Here is a 20960-nt window from a genome sequence, read left to right as displayed (position 1 = left end):
GCCCTCACCGCGGTTCGCTTCGCACCCACTGGTACACCAACTCCGGCCGCCCCACCGTCCCGTACTGCGGTCTGCGTTCCGCGCGGCCGGTGTCCACCAGGTGTTCCAGGTAGCGGCGGGCGGTGATCCGGGAGATGCCGACCGCCTCGGCGAGGGTGGTCGCCGTCAGGCCCTCGGTGCCGCCGCGCAGGGCCACCGTCACCCGCTCCAGCGTCGGGCCGCTCAGGCCCTTGGGCAGGGACGCCGGGCCCGGTGCGCGCAGGACCGCCAGGGCGCGGTCCACCTCGTCCTGACCGCTCGCCTCGCCCGCCGCCGAGTGGAACTCGGCGTAGCGCACCAGGCGGTCGCGCAGGGTGGCGAAGGTGAACGGCTTCAGGACGTACTGCACCACGCCGAGCGAGACGCCCTCACGCACGACCGCCAGGTCCCGCGCCGACGTCACCGCGATGACGTCCGCGTGATGGCCGGCCGCGCGCAGGGTGCGGGCCAGCTGGAGCCCGTGCACGTCCGGCAGGTGCAGGTCCAGCAGGAGCAGGTCCACCGGGGCGCGGTCCAGGAAGCGGCGGGCCTCGGCGCCGGTGTGCGCCTTGCCGACGGCGACGAAGCCTGGCACCCGGCCGACGTACATCACGTGCGCGTCCGCGGCGACCGGGTCGTCCTCGACGACCAGCACCCGGATCGGCGGCCGCGCGGCTCCTGCCACGCCGCCGGTCGTACCGCTGCCCGCGCCCTCGCTCATGCCTCGCCTCCCGTCGCCGCGCCCACCCGCAGCGGCAGCCGTGCCTCGAACTGGGCGCCGCCGCCCGGAGCCTCGCGCACGGTCAGCGTGCCGTCGTGCCGGTGCACGGTCTGGCGCACCAGCGCCAGGCCCAGGCCGCGGCCGCCCGGGCCGGACGGCTTCGTGGAGAAGCCGCGCTGGAAGACCAGCTCGGCGTGGGCGGGGTCCACCCCGGGGCCGGTGTCCGCCACGCGCAGAACCAGCTCGCAGCCGCCGGCCGCGTCGGAGTACGCCGTCACCGTCACCCGCGGCGCCACCCCGCCCTGCGCCGCGTCCACCGCGTTGTCGATCAGGTTGCCGAGGATCGTCACCAGGTCCCGCGCGGACAGGGAAGGAGGCAGCAGACCGTCGTCCAGCCGGCTGTCCGGCGACACCACCAGCTCCACGCCCCGCTCGTTCGCCTGGGCCGTCTTGCCCAGCAGCAGCGCGGCCAGCACCGGTTCGCTCACCGCGGCCACCACCTGGTCGGTCAGGGCCTGCGCCAGCTCCAGCTCCGCGGTGGCGAAGTCCACCGCCTCCTGCGCCCGGCCCAGTTCGATCAGCGACACGACGGTGTGCAGACGGTTCGCCGCCTCGTGCGCCTGGGAGCGCAGCGCCTGTGTGAAGCCCCGCTCGGAGTCCAGCTCGCCCATCAGCGACTGGAGTTCCGTGACGTCCCGCAGCGTCACTATCGTGCCGCGGCGCTCGCCGCCCGACACCGGCGAGGTGTTCACGACGATCACCCGCTCCGCCGTCAGATGCACCTCGTCCACCCGCGGCTCGGACGCCAGCAGCGCGCCCGTGAGCGGCGCGGGCAGCCCCAGCTCCGTCACCGGCCGGCCCACCACGTCCCCGCTCACTCCCAGCAGCTCCCGTCCGCCGTCGTTGACCAGCGCCACACGGTACTGCCCGTCGAGCAGCAGCAACCCCTCGCGTACGGCGTGCAGCGCGGCCTCGTGGTAGGCGTGCATGCGGCTCAGCTCGGCCGCGTTCATCCCGTGGGTGTGGCGGCGCAGCCGGGCGTTGATCACGTATGTGCCGATCGCGCCGAGCGCCAGCACCCCGGCCGCGACGCCGAGCAGCGCCGTCACCTGGTCCTGCACCCGTGCGCTGATCGCCTCCACCCGGATCCCGGCGCTGACCAGGGCGATGATCCGCTTGTCGTCGTCCTCGACGGGGGTGACCGCGCGGACGGAGGGGCCGAGGGTGCCGGTGTAGGTCTCGGTGAACGTCTCGCCGTGCAGGGCGGGGGCGGTGTTGCCGAGGAAGCGCCTGCCGATCTGGTTCGGATCGGGGTGGGTCCAGCGGATGCCCTGCGGGTTCATGATCGTGACGAAGTCGACGTCGGTGTCCCGCATGATCCGCAGCGCGAACGGCTGGAGCTCGGCCGTCGGGTCGGGGCCGCGGACCGCGGAGCGCACCGACGGCGCGTCGGCCACCGACCGCGCCACCGCCGTGGCCTGCCGGCCGGCCGCCTCTTCGGCCTGGCTGCGGTCGCTGACGTAGGTGAACAGCGCGTACCCGGCCACCACGAGCGCGAGCAGCACGGCCTGCATGGCGAACAGCTGGCCGGCCAGGCTGCGGGGTCTCGGCAGGGTGAGGCGCATGCCGTCAGTCTGCCTCTCGGCCCGGCGGTGAACTAAACGATCCGACGGTGAACTAAATGAACGGAAGGGTGACCGCTCTCACAGGAGCGGGAGATAGTCACGGCAATCCCCAAAACGCCCGGACGTGAGCCGCACGCCGGTGATGCCGACGAAGACGTCAAGGAGGGCAGCCGTGGCCGCCAGCACATCCCCAACGGCACCTGCCGCGCCCGCTGTGAAGCGGGACCGCACCCACTACCTGTACATCGCGGTGATCGTCGCGGTCGCCCTCGGCATCGTCGTGGGGCTGGCCGCGCCCGACTTCGCGGTCGAGCTGAAGCCCATCGGGACGGGCTTCGTGAACCTGATCAAGATGATGATCTCGCCGATCATCTTCTGCACGATCGTGCTCGGCATCGGCTCGGTCCGCAAGGCGGCCAAGGTCGGCGCGGTGGGCGGCATCGCCCTCGCCTACTTCCTGGTGATGTCGCTGGTGGCCCTCGCGATCGGCCTGGTCGTCGGCAACATCCTCGAGCCCGGCTCGAGCCTCGCGGTCACCGACGCGGTCAAGAGCGTCGGGCACGCGCAGGTCGACGCCGAGGCCAAGGACACCACCACGTTCCTGCTCGGGATCATCCCGACCACGATCGTCTCCGCCTTCACCGAGGGCGAGGTCCTGCAGACCCTGCTGGTGGCGCTGCTGTGCGGGTTCGCGCTGCAGGCCATGGGCACGGCCGGGCAGCCGGTGCTGCGCGGCATCGAGCACATCCAGCGGCTCGTCTTCCGCGTCCTGGCGATGGTCATGTGGGCGGCGCCGATCGGCGCGTTCGGCGCGATGGCCGCGGTCGTCGGCTCGGCCGGCGTGGACGCGCTGAAGTCCCTGGCCGTGCTGATGCTCGGCTTCTACGTCACCTGCGCGCTGTTCATCTTCGTCGTGCTCGGGGCGCTGCTGCGGATCGTGGCGGGGCTCAACGTCTTCACGTTCTTCAAGTACCTGGGCCGGGAGTTCCTGCTGATCCTGTCCACCTCCTCCTCCGAGTCGGCGCTGCCGCGGCTGATCGCGAAGATGGAGCATCTGGGCGTCAGCAAGCCCGTCGTCGGCATCACCGTCCCGACCGGGTACTCCTTCAACCTCGACGGCACCATGATCTACATGACCATGGCATCGCTGTTCATCGCCGACGCCATGGGCACGCCGATGTCGGTCGGCGAGCAGATCCCGCTGCTGCTGTTCCTGCTGGTCGCCTCCAAGGGCGCGGCGGGCGTCACCGGCGCGGGCCTGGCCACGCTGGCCGGTGGCCTCCAGTCGCACAAGCCGGCGCTGGTGGACGGCATCGGCCTGATCGTCGGCATCGACCGCTTCATGAGCGAGGCCCGGGCGCTGACCAACTTCGCGGGCAACGCGGTGGCGACGGTGCTGGTGGGGACGTGGACGAAGGAGATCGACACGGTGCGCGTCCGCGCGGTGCTGGCGGGGGAGATCCCGTTCGACGAGAAGACGTTGCTCGATGACTCCGAGACCGAGGTGGCACCGGAGAAGCAGTTGGCCACTGCCTAGCGCCGTGGGGGCGCGGGTCGTTGTGCGGGTGCCGGTCCGTTGTGGCTGGTCGCGCCCACGCGGCGGAGCCGCAGATGGAAACCGCCCCGCGCCCCTGGGTGGGCTGCGCTCCCGCCTCCGACCAGGGCACCCGGCATTGCCTGAACCTTTGCCGGGTGCCCCTTTTCGTTGTTCAGGACTCCGCCGACAGCTTTCCCACCAGGTCGGCCGCCCGTTCCGCCGGGACCCCTGCCGCCGTCAGGACCGTGACCGCTGCCGAGCGGCCCGCCTCCGACGGGGGGACCAGGCCGTCGTTCACCGCTTCCATCAGGGCGAAGAGGATCTGCTCGTGGACGTAGGCCAGGGCCGGGGCCGGTAGCGGCGAGGCGAAGGCGCCCTCGTCCAGACCCTGCTGGAGCAGCCGGACGCTGTTCTCGCGGACCGGAGTGAGGCGTTCGCGGATGCCCTGCATGGTGACCGTGCGCTGGGCGAGGGCGACGAGCAGCCGGTAGCGGTCGGCGATCTCCCACACCGCGAGCACCGAGCGGGCCACGGCCTCGGCCGGGTCGTCCACGCCCTCGCGGCCCCCGGCGTGCGCGGCCGCCAGCGCCTGCACCGCCTGGTCCACCAGCGTGCCGATCAGCGCCTCCCGGCTCGGGAAATGCCCGTACACCGTCCGCCGTACGACACCGGCGGCGCGCGCGATCTGGTCCATGGAGGCGTCGGGGTCGCGCAGCAGCTCCGCGAGGGCGACGTCGAGGATGCGGCGCCGGTTGGCGTCGGCGCGGCTGTTACCCGTGGTCATGGCAGTCATTCTGCCCTCCTCCCGTACGCGGGCTTCCCGGCGACTTCCCCAGCGGTGCCGCACCGGATCGCCCATCGATTTGCACAGCGGTGTGCAAGGGACGTACATTGCACATGGTTGTGCAACTGCACGCCACTGTGCAAGTTTCGACGTCGAGGAAGGCGATCCCTGCCATGCGACTCGTCATGAACGAACCGGTCGAGAGGATGGAGGGCCCCTACCGCCGGCGCTGGTGGGCACTCCTCGTCCTCTGTCTGAGCCTGCTGATCATCGTGATGGCGAACACCGCCCTCACGGTCGCCGCGCCCGACATGACCCGTGACCTGGGACTGTCCAGCGCCGACCTGCAGTGGGTCATCGACGGCTACACCGTCCCGTACGCCGCGCTGATGCTGCTGCTCGGCGCGATCGGCGACAAGTACAGCCGGCGCGGTGCGCTGGTGCTCGGCCTCGTCGTCTTCGGCGGCGGCGCCGTCGCCGGGTACCTCGCCGACAGCTCCACGGCGGTCATCGCGGCCCGTGCCGTGATGGGGGTCGGGGCGGCGCTGATCATGCCCGCCACGCTGTCGCTGCTGGCCGCGACCTTCCCGCGGGCGGAGCGGGCCAAGGCGATCACACTGTGGACCGCCACCGCCGGGCTCGCCATCGCCGCCGGACCGGTCGTCGCGGGCGCACTGCTGCGCGACCACGGCTGGTCCTCGACGTTCCTGATCAACGTGCCCATCGCGGCCGTCGCGATCGTCGCCGCCCTCGTCCTGGTCCCGCCATCCAGGGCCGGGCACCACGACCGGATCGACTACGTCGGCGGTCTGCTGTCGGTGATCTGGACCGGCGCGCTCATCTACATGATCATCGAAGGTCCGCACTTCGGCTGGGGCACCAAGGCCGTGACCGCCGCCGTCGTGGCCGGGGTCGCCCTCGTCGCCTTCGTCCTGTGGGAGCTGCGCCACCCGCGCCCCATCCTGGACGTGCGCCGCTTCACCGAGCGCCGCTTCGCCGGCTCCAACCTCGCCGTCGCCCTGTTCTTCCTGGCCGTCTTCGGCGCCTTCTACTACCTCACCCAGCACCTGCAGTTCGTCCTCGGCTACGACGCCCTCGACACCGGCGTGCGCATGCTGCCGCTGGCCGGTGCGGTCTTCGTCGGCTCGGCGCTGACCGGGTACCTGACCCCGCGGGTCGGCATGAAGTGGACGGTGAGCGCGGGCATGGTCGGCGGCACCGCCGCGCTGGCGCTGCTGACCCGGGTCGACGCGGGATCGTCGTACGGCGACTTCGTGGCACCGCTGATCATTCTCGGCCTGGCGATCGGCCTCGCCCTCTCGCCCTGCACGGACGCCATCATGGGCTCCTTCCCGGAGGCGGAACTGGGCGTGGGCGGCGCGGTGAACGACACCTCGCTGGAGCTGGGCGGCTCGCTCGGCATCGCGATCCTCGGCTCGCTGCTCGCCACGTCGTACTCCGACCACCTCGCGGACGCCACCAAGGGCGGCAAGCTGCCCGCGGACGCCCTCGCCACGGCGCAGGACTCCGTCGGCGCCGGGTACGCCGTCGCGCAGGGCATCGGCGACAAGGCCCGCGCGCTCGCCGAGCAGGCGGCGCACGCGAACAGCCCGGAGCAGGCCGCACAGCTCAAGGCGCAGGCGCAGCAACTCGCCGAGGGCGCCGGCCGGATGAGCCACGCCGTCGGCTCCTCGTTCGCCGACGCGGTCGCCCACACCAGCCTGGTCGGCGCGGTGATCCTCGGCGTCGGCACGGTGCTCGTCGCGGTGCTGCTGCCGCGTCGGGACAAGGCGCAGGACGAGCAGCCGGCCGAGGAGAAGGAGCCGCAGCTCAGCCAGGCCGGCTGACTCTCACCGAACTCTTAACCGCGTCCACTAGCGTGCCGTGCCGATCACCAGGCGCGGCACGCCGCGCAGTACGGGAGGCCCGGGGGATGAAGATGGACTGGAACCGTCGGACGTGCGCGAGGCGCGGCCACGTGACGTACGCGCCGGACGACCCCCGGCTGCGGATAAGGCTGCACGCCGAGACCGCGCTCGGCGAGGTGTGGCGGTGCCTGCGCTGCGGGGACTTCGTGCTCGGCGAGCCGCACGGCTCCGGGCCGGCAGACGACGCTCCTCTGGTGCCGCGCGGCAAGGTGCTGCGGGACCTGTTCATCCTGCGCTTCCTCGCGATCGAGCGGGTGCTGCGCGGGGTGTTCATCGTGCTGGTCGCGGCGGCCGTGTGGAAGTTCTCCAACAGCCAGGACGCGGTGCGCCGGCTCTTCGACGAGAACCTCGACGTCTTCCGGCCGGTCTTCCGGCACTTCCACTACGACCTCGACCACTCACCGGTCGTCGGCTCCCTCCAGAAGGCCTTCGGCTACAAGCACTCCACCCTGCTGGTCGTCGCCGGGCTGCTCCTCGTCTACGCCCTCATCGAGATCGTCGAGGCCGTCGGTCTGTGGTACGCCAAGCGCTGGGCGGAGTACCTGACGGTGGTCGCCACCGCGGCGTTCCTCCCGCTGGAGATCTACGAACTGACCGAGCACGTCAGCGCGCTGAAGATCGCCACGCTGGTCCTGAACATCCTCGCCGTCCTCTACATCGCCCTGGCCAAGCGCCTGTTCGGCCTGCGCGGCGGCCGGCACGCCTTCGAGGAGGAACGCCACAGCGAGTCCCTGCTGGAGGTGGAGGAGGCGGCGGAGCTCGCGGTGCGGGCGTCCTAAGCAGTGCCTCGCCAGGGCCCCGGCGGCCCTGGCGACGGTCCAGACGGTGCCGTACGGCGTCGGCAGGGACGGTGGGCCGCCACCGAGGGCCCACGCCGTGCACAGGTCGCGAACGCGTCCGGCGCGCCCCGGCGAACCGGCCGCGGACGCGTCCCGCTCACCCCCCTGCACCGGCCGCGGACGCCTCCAGCCGTGTCAGTTCTTCGTCGCTCAGTGCCAGCTCCGCCGCGGCCGCCGAGTCCCGGATGGTCCGGGGACGGCTCGCGCCCGGGATCGGGACGACGGACGGGGAGCGGGCCAGCAGCCACGCCAGGCAGACCTGCTGCGGGCTGACCCCCTGCTCTCGGGCCACCTCGTGGAACGCGGCGAAGCGCTCCCCGGCCTCGAGCCGAGACGGCCCGTCCAGCGAGCTGCGGGCGATGCCGCCGAGCGGGCTCCACGGCAGGAACGCCAGGCCCAGCTCCGTACACAGCCGCAGCTCCGGCTCGCTGTCGCGCACGGCGGGGGAGTAGCGGTTCTGCACCGACACCAGCCGCTCGCCGAGGATCGCGCGGGCCTGGCGGATCTGCTCGGCGGTGACGTTGGAGATCCCGGCCAGCCGGATCTTGCCCTCGTCGAGCAGCTCGCGCAGGGCGCCCACCGACTCGGCGAAGGGGACGGCCGGGTCCGGCTTGTGCAGCTGGTACAGAGCGATCACTTCGACGCCGAGCCGCCGCAGGGACGCCTCGGCGGCGGACTTCAGGTGGCGCGGCGAGCCGTCCACCGTCCAGCTGCCGTCGGCCGGCCGCCCCCGTCCGCCCTTCGTCGCCACCAGCACGTCGGAGGTGTCACCGCCGTAGGCCGCCAGCGCCCGCGCGACCAGCAGCTCGTTGTGGCCGGGCGCGGCGCCGGGCAGGTGGTAGGAGTCCGCGGTGTCGATCAGGGTCACGCCCGCGTCCAGCGCCGCGTGCACGGTGGCCACGGCGCGCGCCTCGTCGGGGCGGCCCTCCAGGGACAGCGGCATCGCACCGAGTCCGATCGCACTCACCTTCAGCGCGCCGAGCTGTCGTATCCGCATGTCAGGCGTCCTTTCCGAGGGTCTCGGCGACCGCGTGCGGCAGCCACTGCCGTACGTGCGAGAAGGGAAAACCGAGCCGGACGGCCCGGGAGTTGTCCATGCCGTAGAAGCGGGCGAAGGAGAAGGGGGAGACCTGGCCGACCTCCACCGGCCGGAACACCGTCCTGCCCTGCGGCAGGTGCTCCTCCACCGCCGCGCACAGGTCCTGCGTGGTCAGCAGTCCGTGGGAGGCCGCGTTGACCGGGCCCGTGAAGTCCTGGCCCACCGTCCAGAACAGGAAGTCGGCGATCTCCTCGACATGGATGTACGTCGCCGGGTGGCCGGCCGGCGCCACGGCGATCGGCTCGCCGGCCGTGATCCGGTTCGCGTAGTGGGTGAGGCGGCCGGTGAAGTCGTCGGCGCCGCCCAGCACATGGGCCACCCGCACCGACGTCCACGGCAGTCCCGCCGCCGCGAACACCGCCTCCGCCTGCCGCTTGCCCTCGCCGTAGTGGGACTCCACGAAGGCCGCGTCGTCCCAGGGGAGTTCGAGGTCCACGGCCACCGTGTGCGGATCGACGGCGTCCTCCCGTACGGGTGCGACGGAGTCCTCGTACTCGTACACCTCGACCGTCGACGTCATCACGTACCGGCCGGTGCGGCCCGTGAACACCCGGCGCGCGGTCTGCGCCTGGCGCGGGGTGTAGCAGACCTGGTCGACGACGGCGTCGAAGTCCGCCGCACCCAGCGCGCTCCGCAGGGCCGTCTCGTCGTCGCGGTCGGCGACGAGATGGCGGGCGCCCGGCGGGGCCGGGGAGGAGCCCCGGTTGAGCACCGTCACCCGGTCCCCGGCGGCCAGCAACCGGCCGATGAGCCGCTTGCCGAAGTAGCGGTTGCCGCCGACGACCAGAACCTCACGCATTTTTCGTCCCCCTGGAGCAGCCGGAGTGGATCAACGCCCATAATTCTTTCGGCACATACGTCCGCACTGAAGGGGGAAGCGTGGGAGTTCCGGCCGCCGCACCAAAAGAACCTCGGTATCTGCGTACTGCCGCCAACGAAACGTCGGTGGCCCTGGATGTGCTCGACCGGCAGATCCTCGACCTGCTCCAGACCGACGGGCGGATCAAGCTCAGCGAGCTGGGCCGACGGGTCCGGCTGAGCCCCGCCGCGGTGACCGAGAGGGTCCGGCGGCTGGAGGCGGCCGGGGTAGTCACCGGCTACGGCGCCCGCGTGGCCCCCGCCCGCCTCGGCTACGGCATCCAGGCCTTCGTCAGGGTCGACCCGCACGGCGGCTACACCCTCACCCACCCGAGGACCCTGGAGCTGACCGCCCGCCCGGAGATCACCGAGGTGCACCACGTCGTCGGCGAGGACTGCTGGATCCTCAAGGTCGCCGTCGAGGACACCGGCCATCTGGAGGAGGTGCTGGCGCAGATCTCGGCCCTCGGGCGGACCACCACGTCGATCGTGCTGTCCTCCCCGGTGACGCACAAGCCGCTCCTGCCGCGCTTGCCTTGACGTCGGCGTCAAGGCATACGGTCGCGGACATGCGAATCGGCGAGCTGGCCGCACGGGCCGGGACCACCACGCGCACGCTGCGGTACTACGAGGCGCGCGGGCTGCTGCCCGCGCGCCGGGACGAGCACGGCCACCGCAGCTACGACGAGGACGACCTGCGGCTGCTGGAGCAGATCCGGACGCTGCAGGACTTCGGATTCGAGCTGGAGGAGACCCGGCCGTTCGTGGAGTGCCTGCGCGCCGGGCACCCCGAGGGGGACTCGTGCCCGGCGTCGGTCGCGGTCTACCGGCGCAAGCTGGCCGAGCTGGACGCGCTGATCGGCGAGCTGAGCGGGGTCCGGGCGACGGTCGCCGCGCAGCTGGGCAGGGCCGAGCGGGCTCTGGGCGAGCTGGCCGCCGAGGCGCTGGTTCCGGGGGGTCCGGAGCCGCGGTGCGAGCTGGGAGGGCAGGAGAAATGATCAAGGTCGACGGTGTGACCGACGTGACCGACGCGGATTTCGCGAGCGAGGTGCTGGGGGCCGGGCGGCCGGTGCTGGTGCAGTTCACCGCCGAGTGGTGCGGGCCCTGCCGGCAGCTCGCTCCGGTACTGCGCGCCATCGCCGCCGAGGAGGGTGAGCGGATCAAGATCGTGCAGATCGACGTGGACCGCAATCCGCAGACCACGATCGGATACGGCGTGATGGCCACGCCCACGCTGATGGTCTTCTCCGGCGGTGAGCCGGTGAAGTCGATGGTGGGCGCCCGGCCGAAGCGGCGGCTGCTGGAGGAGCTGGCCGACGTGCTCTGAGCGGGCGCGGCCCCCCGTATACGAGGAAATCCCCCGGGCAATTGTGCTCGGGGGATTTCTTTCGCTATATTCGTTCATTCGCGACTTACCATGGGAAAGTCGCGGAGAAGCTTAGTGAGCACAGTATATCCGGGCGGGAGCGGAATTGTCAAACACCGAATTTCCGGACGATGAATTGCGGCACGAGCAGGAATTCATCGACGGGCTGTACGCGCGCGTGGACGCGCTGCGCGGGGACACCGAGGCCGCCGTCCAGGACGCGCTCGCGCAGGGCGACAAGCCCATGCAGGCCCGCCTGGAGCGGGACATCCTCGTCGCCGAGCGCTCGGGGCTGCTCGCCGCGCTGAACGCGGTGGACGGCTCGCTGTGCTTCGGCCGGATCGACCTCACCGACGGCACGAGCCACCACATCGGCCGGATCGGGCTGCGGGAGAGCGACACCGAGCGCACCCCGGTCCTGATCGACTGGCGCGCCGAAGTGGCCCGGCCCTTCTACCTGGCCACCGGCCACACCCCGATGGGCCTGCGCCGCCGCCGGCACATCTCCACCGAGGGCCGGAGCGTCACCGACCTGCACGACGAGTTCCTCGACGTCGGCGACCGGGAGCGCACCGGCCACGAGGATCCCACCGGCGACGCCGTGCTGCTGGCCGCGCTGAACTCCGCGCGCACCGGCCGGATGAGCGACATCGTGCAGACCATCCAGGCCGAGCAGGACGAGATCATCCGGGCGCCCCACCGCGGGGTCCTGGTCGTCGAGGGCGGCCCCGGCACCGGCAAGACGGCCGTCGCCCTGCACCGGGCCGCCTATCTCCTCTACGAGCACCGTGAGCTGCTCGCTAAGCGGGCCGTGCTGATCGTCGGCCCGAACCCGGCCTTCCTCGGCTACATCGGCGAGGTGCTGCCCTCCCTCGGGGAGACCGGTGTGCTGCTCGCCACGGTCGGTGAGCTGTTCCCCGGGGTGAAGGCCACGGCCACGGACACCCCCGAAGCGGCCGCGGTCAAGGGCCGTACCGAGATGGCCGGTGTGCTGGCCGCCGTCGTACGCGACCGGCAGGCGCTGCCCGACCCGGTCATCGCGATCGAGCACGACCGCGAGGTCCTCATGCTCGACGACGGCCTGGTGAACGTCGCCCGGGAGAAGACCCGCGCCGCCAAGCTGCCGCACAACGCGGCCCGCGAGTACTTCGAGGGCCACATCCTCAACACCCTCACCGAGCTGTACGCCGAGCGCGTCGGCACCGACCCCTACGACGGCTCCAGCCTGCTCGACGCCGCCGACATCACCCAGATCCGCGACGAGCTCGCCGGGAACCCCGAGGTCTGGTCGGCCATCGACCGGCTGTGGCCGCGGCTGACCCCGCAGCGGCTGGTCGCCGGCTTCCTCGCCGAGCCCGAGGGATACGTCGGCGACGAGGACGCGGCCGCCATCCGCCGTCCGGTCACCCGGGCGTGGACCACCGCCGACGTGCCGCTGCTGGACGAGGCCGCCGAACTCCTCGGCGAGGACGACCGGATCGCCCGCGCCCGAGCCGAGCGGGAACGCGAGACGCAGATCGCCTACGCGCAGGGCGTCCTCGACGTCTCCTACGCCTCCCGGACGTACGAGTTCGAGGACAAGGAGGAGGACGACCCGGAGTCCTCGGAGGTGCTGTCCGCGCACGACATCATCGACGCCGAGCGGTTCGCCGAACGCCACGAGGAGGCCGACCACCGCTCCGCCGCCGACCGCGCCGCGGCCGACCGCACCTGGGCGTTCGGGCACATCATCGTCGACGAGGCGCAGGAGCTGTCCCCGATGGCGTGGCGGCTGCTGATGCGCCGCAGCCCGACCCGCTCGATGACCCTGGTCGGCGACCCGGTGCAGACCGCGGAGGCGGCCGGCGTCGGCTCCTGGGAGGGCATCCTCGCGCCCTACGTGGAGGACCGCTGGGAACACACCCGCCTCGGCGTCAACTACCGCACACCGGCGGAGATCATGGAGCTGGCGGCGGCGGTCGTGCGCGCCGGGCACCCCGGCTTCGAGCCCCCGCAGTCCGTGCGCTCCACAGGCGTGCGGCCGTGGGTGCGCGGCACCGACGACCTGCCCGGAGCCGTCGAGAAGGCCGTCGCCGAACTCACTCCGGCGGAGGGCCGGCTCGCCGTCATCGCGCCGCGCGCACTGCACCGCCGTCTCGCCGCCCGGCTGGACGGCGTGACGGCCGGCGCCGAGCCCGACCTGACGCGGACCGTCGTCCTGCTCGACCCGCGCCAGGCCAAGGGCCTGGAGTTCGACTCCGTCCTGGTCGTCGAGCCCGGCCACTACGGCACGAGCGACCTGTACGTCGCCCTGACCCGCGCCACCCAGCGCCTCGGCGTCCTGCACACCGGGGAGCTGCCGGAAGGGCTCAGGCAGGCCGCAGCCACACCGTAGCCAGCGGCGGGAGGGTCAGCCGGATGCTCGCGGGGCGGCCGTGGCAGCCCTGCGGCTCCGGCTTGACCGGGTCGGGGCCGGTGACGTCGCTGCCGCCGTAGCGGGCCGCGTCGGTGTTGATCACCTCGTGCCAGGCGGGGATGTCGTCGGGCACGCCGAGGCGGTAGTCCGGGCGCACGACGGGGGCGAAGTTGGACACCGCGAGCAGGGGACCGCCGTCGGCGTCGTAGCGCAGGAAGGCGAAGACGTTGTCCTCGGCGGCGTCGCCGGCGATCCACTGGAAGCCGTCGGGGTGGATGTCGCGCTGCCACAGCGCCGGGGTCGCCCGGTAGCGGGCGTTCAGGTCGCGGACCAGGTCCAGCACGCCCCGGTGGTCGGGCTCGGCGCCGTAGGACGGGTCGAGCAGCCACCAGTCCGGGCCGCGCTCCTCGGACCACTCCGAGCCCTGCGCGAACTCCTGGCCCATGAACAGCAGTTGCTTGCCCGGATGGGCCCACATGAAGGCCAGGTAGGCGCGCAGGTTGGCGCGCTGCTGCCACCAGTCGCCCGGCATCTTCGACACCAGCGACCGCTTGCCGTGGACCACCTCGTCATGGCTGATCGGCAGCACGTAGTTCTCGCTGTAGGCGTACACCATCGAGAACGTCATCTCGTGGTGGTGGAACTTGCGGTGGATGGGGTCATGGCTCACGTACTGCAGCGAGTCGTGCATCCAGCCCATGTTCCACTTCAGCCCGAAGCCGAGCCCGCCGAAGCCGCTCGGGCCCTTGTGGTGCGTGGCCCGGGTGACCCCGTCCCAGGCCGTGGACTCCTCCGCTACGGTCACCACGCCCGGCACCCGCCGGTACAGGGTCGCGTTCATCTCCTGCAGGAACGCCACCGCGTCCAGGTTCTCCCGGCCGCCGTACTGGTTCGGCGTCCACTGGCCCGACTCGCGCGAGTAGTCCAGGTAGAGCATCGAGGCCACGGCGTCCACGCGCAGGCCGTCGATGTGGAACTCCTCGCACCAGTACACCGCGTTGGCCACCAGGAAGTTGCGCACCTCGTTGCGGCCGTAGTCGAACTCCAGCGTCCCCCAGTCCGGGTGGGCGGCCCGCAGCGGATCGGAGTGCTCGTACAGCGGCCGCCCGTCGAACTCCGCCAGCGCCCAGTCGTCGCGCGGGAAGTGCGCCGGCACCCAGTCCATGATCACCCCGATGCCGGCCTGGTGCAGTTTGTCCACCAGGTACCGGAAGTCGTCCGGGGTGCCGAGCCGGGACGTCGGCGCGTAGAAGCCGGTGACCTGGTAGCCCCACGAACCGCCGAAGGGGTGCTCGGCGACCGGCATCAGCTCCACGTGCGTGAACCCGAGATCCCTCACGTACGCCGGCAGCTGCTCGGCGAGCTCACGGTACGTCAGCCCCGGGCGCCAGGACGCCAGGTGGACCTCGTACACCGAGAACGGGGCCTCGTGCGCGGGCACCTCCGGCCGGCGCGCCAGCCACTCCTCGTCGTTCCACTCGTAGTCCGAGGAGGTGATGATCGACGCCGTCTCCGGCGGGACCTGGGTGCGCCGGGCCAGCGGGTCCGCGCGCAGGGTCTTCGAGCCGTCCGGCCGGGTGATCTCGAACTTGTACAGCTCGCCCTCGCCGACACCGGGCACGAACAGCTCCCACACCCCGGTCGAGCCCAGCGAGCGCATCGGGAAGGCGGTGCCGTCCCAGAAGTTGAAGGTGCCGGCCACCCGCACCGCGCGCGCGTTCGGCGCCCACACCGAGAAGCGGGTGCCGGTCACGCCCTCGTGGGTCATCGGGTGCGCGCCGAGCACGTCCCACAGCTGCTCGTGCCGGCCCTCGCCGATGAGGTGCAGGTCCAGGTCGCCGAGCGCGGGCAGGAAGCGGTAGGCGTCCTCGGTGTCCAGGACGGTGTCCCGGTACGCCACCAGCAACCGGTACGCCGGGACCTCCCGCAGCGGCAGCAGGCCCGAGAAGAAGCCGTTCCCGTCGGGGTGCAGCTCGGCGCGCACACCGTCGGCCATCACGGTGACGGACAGGGCGTAGGGCCGCAGCGCCCGCACCACCACGCCGTCCTCCGCCGGGTGGGCGCCGAGCACCGCGTGCGGGTCGTGGTGCGTCCCGGCGAGCAGCCGCTCACGGTCGCCGTCGTCCAGGGCGGGAGCGGCGGGGACGGGAACGGCGACCTCCGGGCCGGGAACGCGGGACGCGGCCTCCGGCTGCGGCACCTCGACGGCGGGGGCGGCCGGCGCGGCCGGGCCCTCGGCCGGGGCGGTCTGCCGCACGCTCTCCTGGGCCGGGGCCGTCTTCTTCACCGCCTTCTCGGCCGCGGTCTTCTTGGCGGCCTTCTTGGCCTTCTTCGGATCCGAACCGCTGGACTGTCGACGGGGGGTCACGGGGGAGCCTCCTGGAAGGGGACGTCGGTCGGACGGCGGGCCGGTCAGCTCGGGTCGGGCACGGCGGCGAGGTGCTCGATCGCCGCCATCGGCACCGGCAGCCAGTCGGGGCGGTGCCGGGCTTCGTAGACGACCTCGTAGATCGCCTTGTCGGTCTCGAAGGCGCGCAGCAGCACCGGGTCGGTGCGCGGGTCGAAGCCGCTCGCCTCGGCGTATCCGGTGCAGTACGCGGCGCGGCAGGTCCGCGCCCACTGCGGCGCCGGGGGGTTCGCCGAGTGCGCGGCGTAGTCGAAGGAGCGCAGCATGCCCGCCACGTCCCGCACCACCGGCTGCGGCATCCGCCGCTCGGCCAGCGGCCGGGCCGGCTCCCCCTCGAAGTCGATCAGGGACCAGGCCCCGGCGGGCGAGCGCAGGCACTGCCCCAGGTGCAGATCACCGTGCGCGCGCTGCGCGGTCCAGGTGTGCCCCTCGGCGGCCAGCTCCGCCAGCGCCTCGAACGCGGTCCGCAGCCCCGGCGCGTACGGGCCGAGCACCGGCACCTGCTGTACGGCGCTCTCCAGCCGCTCGATCATGCCGTGGACCAGCGGCTCCAGCTGCGCGTGACCGAGCGTGACGGTGGGCAGCGCGTGGGCCAGCGCCATGTGCACCTCGGCCGTGGCGCGTCCCAGATCGCGCGCCTCGGCGGCGAAGTCCTCGCCCTTGGCCAGCTGCCGCAGCGCCAGTTCCCAGCCGTCGGCCGCGCCCTGCACGAACGGCTGGAGCACACCGAGGACGTACGGCTCGCCGGCCTGGTCCGTGGTGTCCTGGGGGTCCGCCTCGATCCACGCCACCGGCGCGGGCACCCGGGCGCAGCCCTCGCGGGCCAGGGCCAGCGGCAGCTCCAGATCGGGATTGACGCCGGGGACGACCCGGCGCAGTACTTTCAGGATGAAAGCGTCGCCGTAGACGACGGACGAGTTCGACTGCTCGGCCGTCATCACGCGAGGCACCAGGCCGGACCGTATCTCCGGCTGCGGGGCCCGCTCGAAACGCAGCCCGCCGATGCGGGCCTGGGAGCGCAGGGCCTCCAGGAGCACATCGGCGGGCCGGGGGTCGTACAGGGCGTCGTACACCGTGCGTCCGGTGAGCGGGCCGGCGGTGACGTGGCCTATCAGCGCGGGCGCCAGCCGGGGCGGCAGCGCCTCGCGCGCGCCTATGAGGAGCTGGTAGCAGTCCCCGGGGTGGGTGTCGGCGGCGCCGAGGGTGAGCGGCTGGTGGGCGCGCACCAGCAGGTGGTACAGGCCCAGGCGGCCCGCGGCCGGGAGCAGCTCGGTGGCCGCGACCAGCGAGAATCCGGTGACCGGGCGCCCCTTCCCGGCGAACCAGCGCTGCCTCGGCAGCCAGTCGCGCAACAGTGGATCCAGTGACGCGAGCAGGCCGGGGCTGGTGGTTCCCGAGACGGTGACCGTTTCCGCCATGGCGTCACGTCCTTTCCCCGGGGGGATGGGGGTGGGCGGGGGCTTACTGTTGCGTGCCCCGGGCGGGGCGGGAGAAACCGCCCCGCCCCGGGTTCTCCGGGCGTCTAGGCGCCCTCCTTGCGCAGCCGGAACCAGTAGAAGCCGTGGCCTGCGAGGGTGAGCAAGTACGGCAGCTCGCCGATGGCCGGAAAGCGCACCCCGCCGAACAGCTCCACCGGGTGCCGCCCCTCGAACCTCTGCAGGTCCAGCTCGGTGGGCTGGGCGAAGCGGGAGAAGTTGTTCACGCAGAGCACCAGGTCGTCCTCGTACTCGCGCAGGAACGCCAGCACCGCCGGGTTCGACGACGGCAGCTCGGTGTAGGACCCCAGTCCGAAGGCGGTGTTCTGCTTGCGGATCTCGATCATCCGGCGGGTCCAGTGCAGCAGCGACGACGGCGACGCCATGGACGCCTCGACGTTGGTGACCTGGTAGCCGTAGACCGGGTCCATGATCGTGGGCAGGAACAGCCGCCCCGGGTCGCTGGAGGAGAACCCGGCGTTGCGGTCCGGCGTCCACTGCATGGGCGTGCGCACGCTGTCGCGGTCGCCGAGCCAGATGTTGTCGCCCATGCCGATCTCGTCGCCGTAGTACAGGATCGGCGAGCCCGGCAGGGACAGCAGCAGGGCGGTGAACAGCTCGATCTGATTGCGGTCGTTGTCCAGCAGTGGCGCGAGCCGGCGGCGGATGCCGATGTTGGCCCGCATGCGCGGGTCCTTCGCGTACTCCGCCCACATGTAGTCGCGCTCTTCGTCCGTCACCATCTCGAGCGTCAGCTCGTCGTGGTTGCGCAGGAAGATGCCCCACTGGCAGCCGTCCGGGATCGGCGGGGTCTTGGCGAGGATCTCGGAGACCGGATAGCGGGACTCGCGGCGCACCGCCATGAAGATGCGCGGCATGACCGGGAAGTGGAAGGCCATGTGGCACTCGTCGCCGCCGACGGAGTAGTCGCCGAAGTAGTCGACCACATCCTCCGGCCACTGGTTGGCCTCCGCCAGCAGCACCGTGTCCGGGTACTGGGCGTCGATCTCCTTGCGCACCCGCTTCAGGAACTCGTGCGTGGCGGGCAGGTTCTCGCAGTTCGTGCCCTCCTCCGCATAGAGATACGGCACCGCGTCCAGCCGGAAGCCGTCGATGCCGAGGTCCAGCCAGAACCGCAGCGCGGAGATCATCTCCTCCTGCACGGCCGGGTTCTCGTAGTTCAGATCCGGCTGGTGGGAGAAGAACCGGTGGAAGAAGTACTGCTTGCGCACCGGATCGAAGGTCCAGTTCGACACCTCGGTGTCGACGAAGATGATCCGCGCGTCCTGGTACTGCTTGTCGTCGTCGGCCCACATGTAGTAGTCGCCGTAGGGCCCGTCGGGGTTGTTGCGCGACTCCTGGAACCACGGGTGCTGGTCGCTGGTGTGGTTCATCACGAAGTCGATGACCACGCGCATGCCGCGCTGGTGGGCGGCGTCCACGAACTCCACGAAGTCGGCCAGGTCACCGAACTCGGGCAGGACCGAGGTGTAGTCGGCGACGTCGTAGCCGCCGTCCCGCAGCGGTGACTTGAAGAAGGGCGGCAGCCACAGGCAGTCCACACCCAGCCACTGCAGATAGTCGAGTTTGGCGGTCAGGCCCTTGAGGTCGCCGACGCCGTCGCCGTTGCTGTCCTGGAAGGAGCGGACGAGGACCTCGTAGAACACGGCGCGCTTGAACCAGTCGGGGTCCCGGTCCTTCGCCGGGGTGTCCTCGAATTTGTCCGGGACGGGCTCGTTGACGATCATTGTGTGGGTGACCCTCCGGTCTGCGGGATGGACGGTCGCAGGACGGTGAAGACATGCGCGGGCCTCAAGCCCGGTTCGAGTCGCACGTAGTTGGCCCTGCCCCAGTGATAGGTCTCGCCGGTGAGCTCATCGCGCACCAGCGTCATCTCGTGCCAGTCCAGGCCGAGTTGCGGCATGTCCAACGAGACGGTGGCCTCCTGGGTGTGGTGGGCATCGAGGTTCGCCACCACCAGAACCGTGTTCGAACCGCTCCGCTTCGAGTACGCGATGACCGCGTCCTGGTCGACGTGGTGGAAGTGCACGTCACGCAGCTGCCGCAGGGCCGGGCTGCGGCGCCGGATGTCGTTCAGACGGGTGATCAGCGGGGCGATGGTGCGGCCCTCGCGCTCGGCGGCCTCCCAGTCACGGGGCCTGAGCTGGTACTTCTCGGAATCCAGATACTCCTCGCTGCCCTCCTTCAGCGGGGTGTTCTCACACAGCTCGTAACCGGAGTAGATGCCCCAGGTGGGGGAGAGGGTCGCCGCGAGCACCGCACGCACCTCGAAGGCGGGCCGTCCGCCGTGCTGGAGGTAGCCCGGCAGGATGTCCGGGGTGTTGGCGAAGAAGTTCGGCCGCATGTAGGAGGCGGCCTCACCGGACAGCTCGGTGAGGTACTCCGTCAGCTCCTCCTTGTCGTTGCGCCAGGTGAAGTACGTGTACGACTGCTGGAAGCCGATCTGGGCCAGGGTGTGCATCATCGCCGGGCGGGTGAACGCCTCGGCCAGGAAGATCACGTCCGGGTCGGAGGCGTTGATGTCCGCGATCACCCGCTCCCAGAAGACCACCGGCTTGGTGTGCGGGTTGTCCACGCGGAAGATCCGCACCCCGTGGTCCATCCAGTACCGCAGCACCCGCAGGGTTTCGGCCACCAGGCCGTCCATGTCGGCGTCGAACGCGATCGGATAGATGTCCTGGTACTTCTTCGGCGGGTTCTCGGCGTAGGCGATCGTCCCGTCGGCGCGGTGGTGGAACCACTCCGGGTGTTTCTGCACCCACGGATGGTCCGGGGAGCACTGGAGCGCGAAGTCGAGGGCGACCTCCAGACCGTGCGAGCGGGCCTGCTCCACGAACCAGTCGAAGTCCTCGATCGTCCCCAGCCGGGGGTGCACCGCGTCGTGCCCGCCCTCCGGAGAGCCGATCGCCCACGGCACGCCCACGTCGTCCGGCCCGGCGGTGAGGGTGTTGTTCTTCCCCTTGCGGAAGGTCGTGCCGATCGGATGGATGGGCGGCAGGTAGACGACGTCGAAGCCCATCGCGGCGATCTTCGGCAGCCGCCGGGCGGCGGTGCGGAACGTGCCGTGCGGCTGCTCGGGTGTCCCCTCCGAGCGCGGGAAGAACTCGTACCAGGACCCGAACAGCGCCCGCTCCCGCTCCACCAGCAACGGCAGCGGGTCGGAGGCGGTGACCAGATCGCGCAGCGGATGCGCGGCCAGCACCGCGTCCACCTCCGGCGTCAGCGCGGCGGCCAGCCGGGAGGCCGAGGGACGGGCCTCGTCGCGCAGGGCGGCCACCGCGTCCAGCAGCACCTGCCGCTGCTCCTTGCCCAGGGGCTCGGCGGCCCGCTCGTACAGCCGCGCGCCCTCCTCCAGGACCAGCTCGGTGTCCATGCCGGCCGGGATCTTGATCTTCGCGTGGTGGCGCCAGGTGGTGACCGGGTCGCTCCATGCCTCCACGGTGTACGACCACCGGCCGGGCGTCCCGGCGGTCACCGTGGCCCCCCAGCGGTCCGTGCCGGGTGTCCGCTCCCGCATCGGCGTCCAGGGGCCCGCGCGGCCCTCGGGGTCCCTCAGGACGACGTTGGCGGCGACGGCGTCATGGCCCTCGCGGAACACGGTGGCCGAGATCTCGAACGACTCGCCGGTCACCGCCTTGGCCGGACGGCGGCCGTGCTGGACGACCGGGCGGACGTCCAGGACGGGTATCCGGCCGACGGCCGTGGCCGGCGCGGCAGCCGAGGCCGCCACGGGACGCGGGGGTGTGTCCGCGGGTGACTTCGGTGGTGCGGCGGTGCTCTGGGTCGGGGGTGCTGACGAGTGGTGCGTGGCGGGCATGACCGCTCCTGTCCGCGTCAACGTGGGTGGGCGGATGGCTGTGGGGAGGCCTGGTCTGCAGTTGTGCCTG

The 20960-nt window shown here is 71.7% G+C and carries 16 protein-coding genes; 7 read left to right on the top strand and 9 right to left on the bottom strand.

Translation table 11 applies throughout. The features are described 5' to 3' along the window. Positions 1-4: 4 nt before the first annotated feature. Together AB0J12_RS03095 and AB0J12_RS03090 are read right to left on the bottom strand one after the other, a co-directional pair. A complete protein-coding gene (locus tag AB0J12_RS03095) occupies positions 5-739 on the bottom strand; it encodes a response regulator (protein ID WP_363262411.1) in 735 nt (244 codons plus the stop codon). Further along, positions 736-2364, bottom strand: coding sequence for a sensor histidine kinase (locus AB0J12_RS03090; protein ID WP_363262410.1), 1629 nt, complete (start codon positions 2362-2364; stop codon positions 736-738). Before AB0J12_RS03090 ends, AB0J12_RS03095 begins: the two co-directional genes overlap by 4 nt. A gap of 142 nt (positions 2365-2506) precedes the next feature. Between AB0J12_RS03090 and AB0J12_RS03085 the strand changes: the two genes are divergently transcribed. Further along, positions 2507-3901: a cation:dicarboxylase symporter family transporter gene (locus AB0J12_RS03085; protein WP_363262736.1), complete on the top strand. Its 1395-nt coding sequence runs from the start codon at positions 2507-2509 to the stop codon at positions 3899-3901. 172 nt (positions 3902-4073) lie between these two features. Here the strand turns inward: AB0J12_RS03085 and AB0J12_RS03080 are convergent, their stop codons facing one another. Further along, positions 4074-4694, bottom strand: a complete 621-nt coding sequence (locus AB0J12_RS03080) for a TetR/AcrR family transcriptional regulator (RefSeq protein WP_363262409.1) — start codon at positions 4692-4694, stop codon at positions 4074-4076. Positions 4695-4858: 164 nt separating this feature from the next. Between AB0J12_RS03080 and AB0J12_RS03075 the strand changes: the two genes are divergently transcribed. Next, the gene (locus AB0J12_RS03075; RefSeq protein ID WP_363262408.1) at positions 4859-6532 is read left to right on the top strand and encodes an MFS transporter; all 1674 of its coding nucleotides are present in this window, start codon (positions 4859-4861) and stop codon (positions 6530-6532) included. 86 nt (positions 6533-6618) lie between these two features. Beyond that, positions 6619-7392, top strand: coding sequence for a DUF2127 domain-containing protein (locus tag AB0J12_RS03070; protein ID WP_363262407.1), 774 nt, complete (start codon positions 6619-6621; stop codon positions 7390-7392). Positions 7393-7549: 157 nt separating this feature from the next. On the opposite strand, the gene AB0J12_RS03065 is transcribed toward AB0J12_RS03070, so the two are convergent. Next, entirely contained in the window at positions 7550-8449 is a 900-nt protein-coding gene (locus tag AB0J12_RS03065; protein ID WP_363262406.1) for an aldo/keto reductase, read from the bottom strand. A gap of 1 nt (position 8450) precedes the next feature. Continuing rightward, positions 8451-9350, bottom strand: a complete 900-nt coding sequence (locus AB0J12_RS03060) for an NAD-dependent epimerase/dehydratase family protein (RefSeq protein WP_363262405.1) — start codon at positions 9348-9350, stop codon at positions 8451-8453. Between the two features lie 146 nt (positions 9351-9496). Between AB0J12_RS03060 and AB0J12_RS03055 the strand changes: the two genes are divergently transcribed. From AB0J12_RS03055 to AB0J12_RS03040, 4 genes are all read left to right on the top strand, one after another. Next, entirely contained in the window at positions 9497-9949 is a 453-nt protein-coding gene (locus tag AB0J12_RS03055) for an Lrp/AsnC family transcriptional regulator (protein WP_363262404.1), read from the top strand. Between the two features lie 29 nt (positions 9950-9978). Beyond that, entirely contained in the window at positions 9979-10407 is a 429-nt protein-coding gene (locus tag AB0J12_RS03050) for a MerR family transcriptional regulator (RefSeq protein WP_363262403.1), read from the top strand. Further along, complete coding sequence (locus tag AB0J12_RS03045) at positions 10404-10736, top strand: thioredoxin domain-containing protein (protein ID WP_363262402.1); 333 nt, start codon at positions 10404-10406, stop codon at positions 10734-10736. Before AB0J12_RS03050 ends, AB0J12_RS03045 begins: the two co-directional genes overlap by 4 nt. Before the next feature lie 145 nt (positions 10737-10881). Next, positions 10882-13149: a UvrD-helicase domain-containing protein gene (locus AB0J12_RS03040; protein ID WP_363262400.1), complete on the top strand. Its 2268-nt coding sequence runs from the start codon at positions 10882-10884 to the stop codon at positions 13147-13149. Here AB0J12_RS03040 and glgB read toward each other — a convergent pair. The 4 genes from glgB to AB0J12_RS03020 all read right to left on the bottom strand — a co-directional run bounded on the left by glgB (position 13124) and on the right by AB0J12_RS03020 (position 20890). After that, positions 13124-15538: a 1,4-alpha-glucan branching enzyme gene (glgB, locus tag AB0J12_RS03035; protein WP_363262399.1), complete on the bottom strand. Its 2415-nt coding sequence runs from the start codon at positions 15536-15538 to the stop codon at positions 13124-13126. The genes AB0J12_RS03040 and glgB overlap by 26 nt on opposite strands. Before the next feature lie 44 nt (positions 15539-15582). Then, positions 15583-16995, bottom strand: a complete 1413-nt coding sequence (locus tag AB0J12_RS03030; RefSeq protein ID WP_363262398.1) for a maltokinase — start codon at positions 16993-16995, stop codon at positions 15583-15585. Between the two features lie 104 nt (positions 16996-17099). Continuing rightward, positions 17100-18800 (bottom strand): maltose alpha-D-glucosyltransferase, encoded by a 1701-nt coding sequence (treS, locus tag AB0J12_RS03025; protein ID WP_363262397.1) that lies wholly within the window; start codon positions 18798-18800, stop codon positions 17100-17102. Next, positions 18797-20890: a maltotransferase domain-containing protein gene (locus tag AB0J12_RS03020; protein WP_363262396.1), complete on the bottom strand. Its 2094-nt coding sequence runs from the start codon at positions 20888-20890 to the stop codon at positions 18797-18799. The genes treS and AB0J12_RS03020 overlap by 4 nt, the downstream gene beginning before the upstream one ends. Positions 20891-20960 lie beyond the last annotated feature (70 nt).

Origin of the sequence: Streptomyces sp. NPDC049915, from assembly GCF_040656475.1 — a bacterium.
Taxonomy (GTDB): Bacteria; Actinomycetota; Actinomycetes; order Streptomycetales; family Streptomycetaceae; genus Streptomyces.
This window is presented reverse-complemented; position numbering and strand designations above follow the sequence as displayed.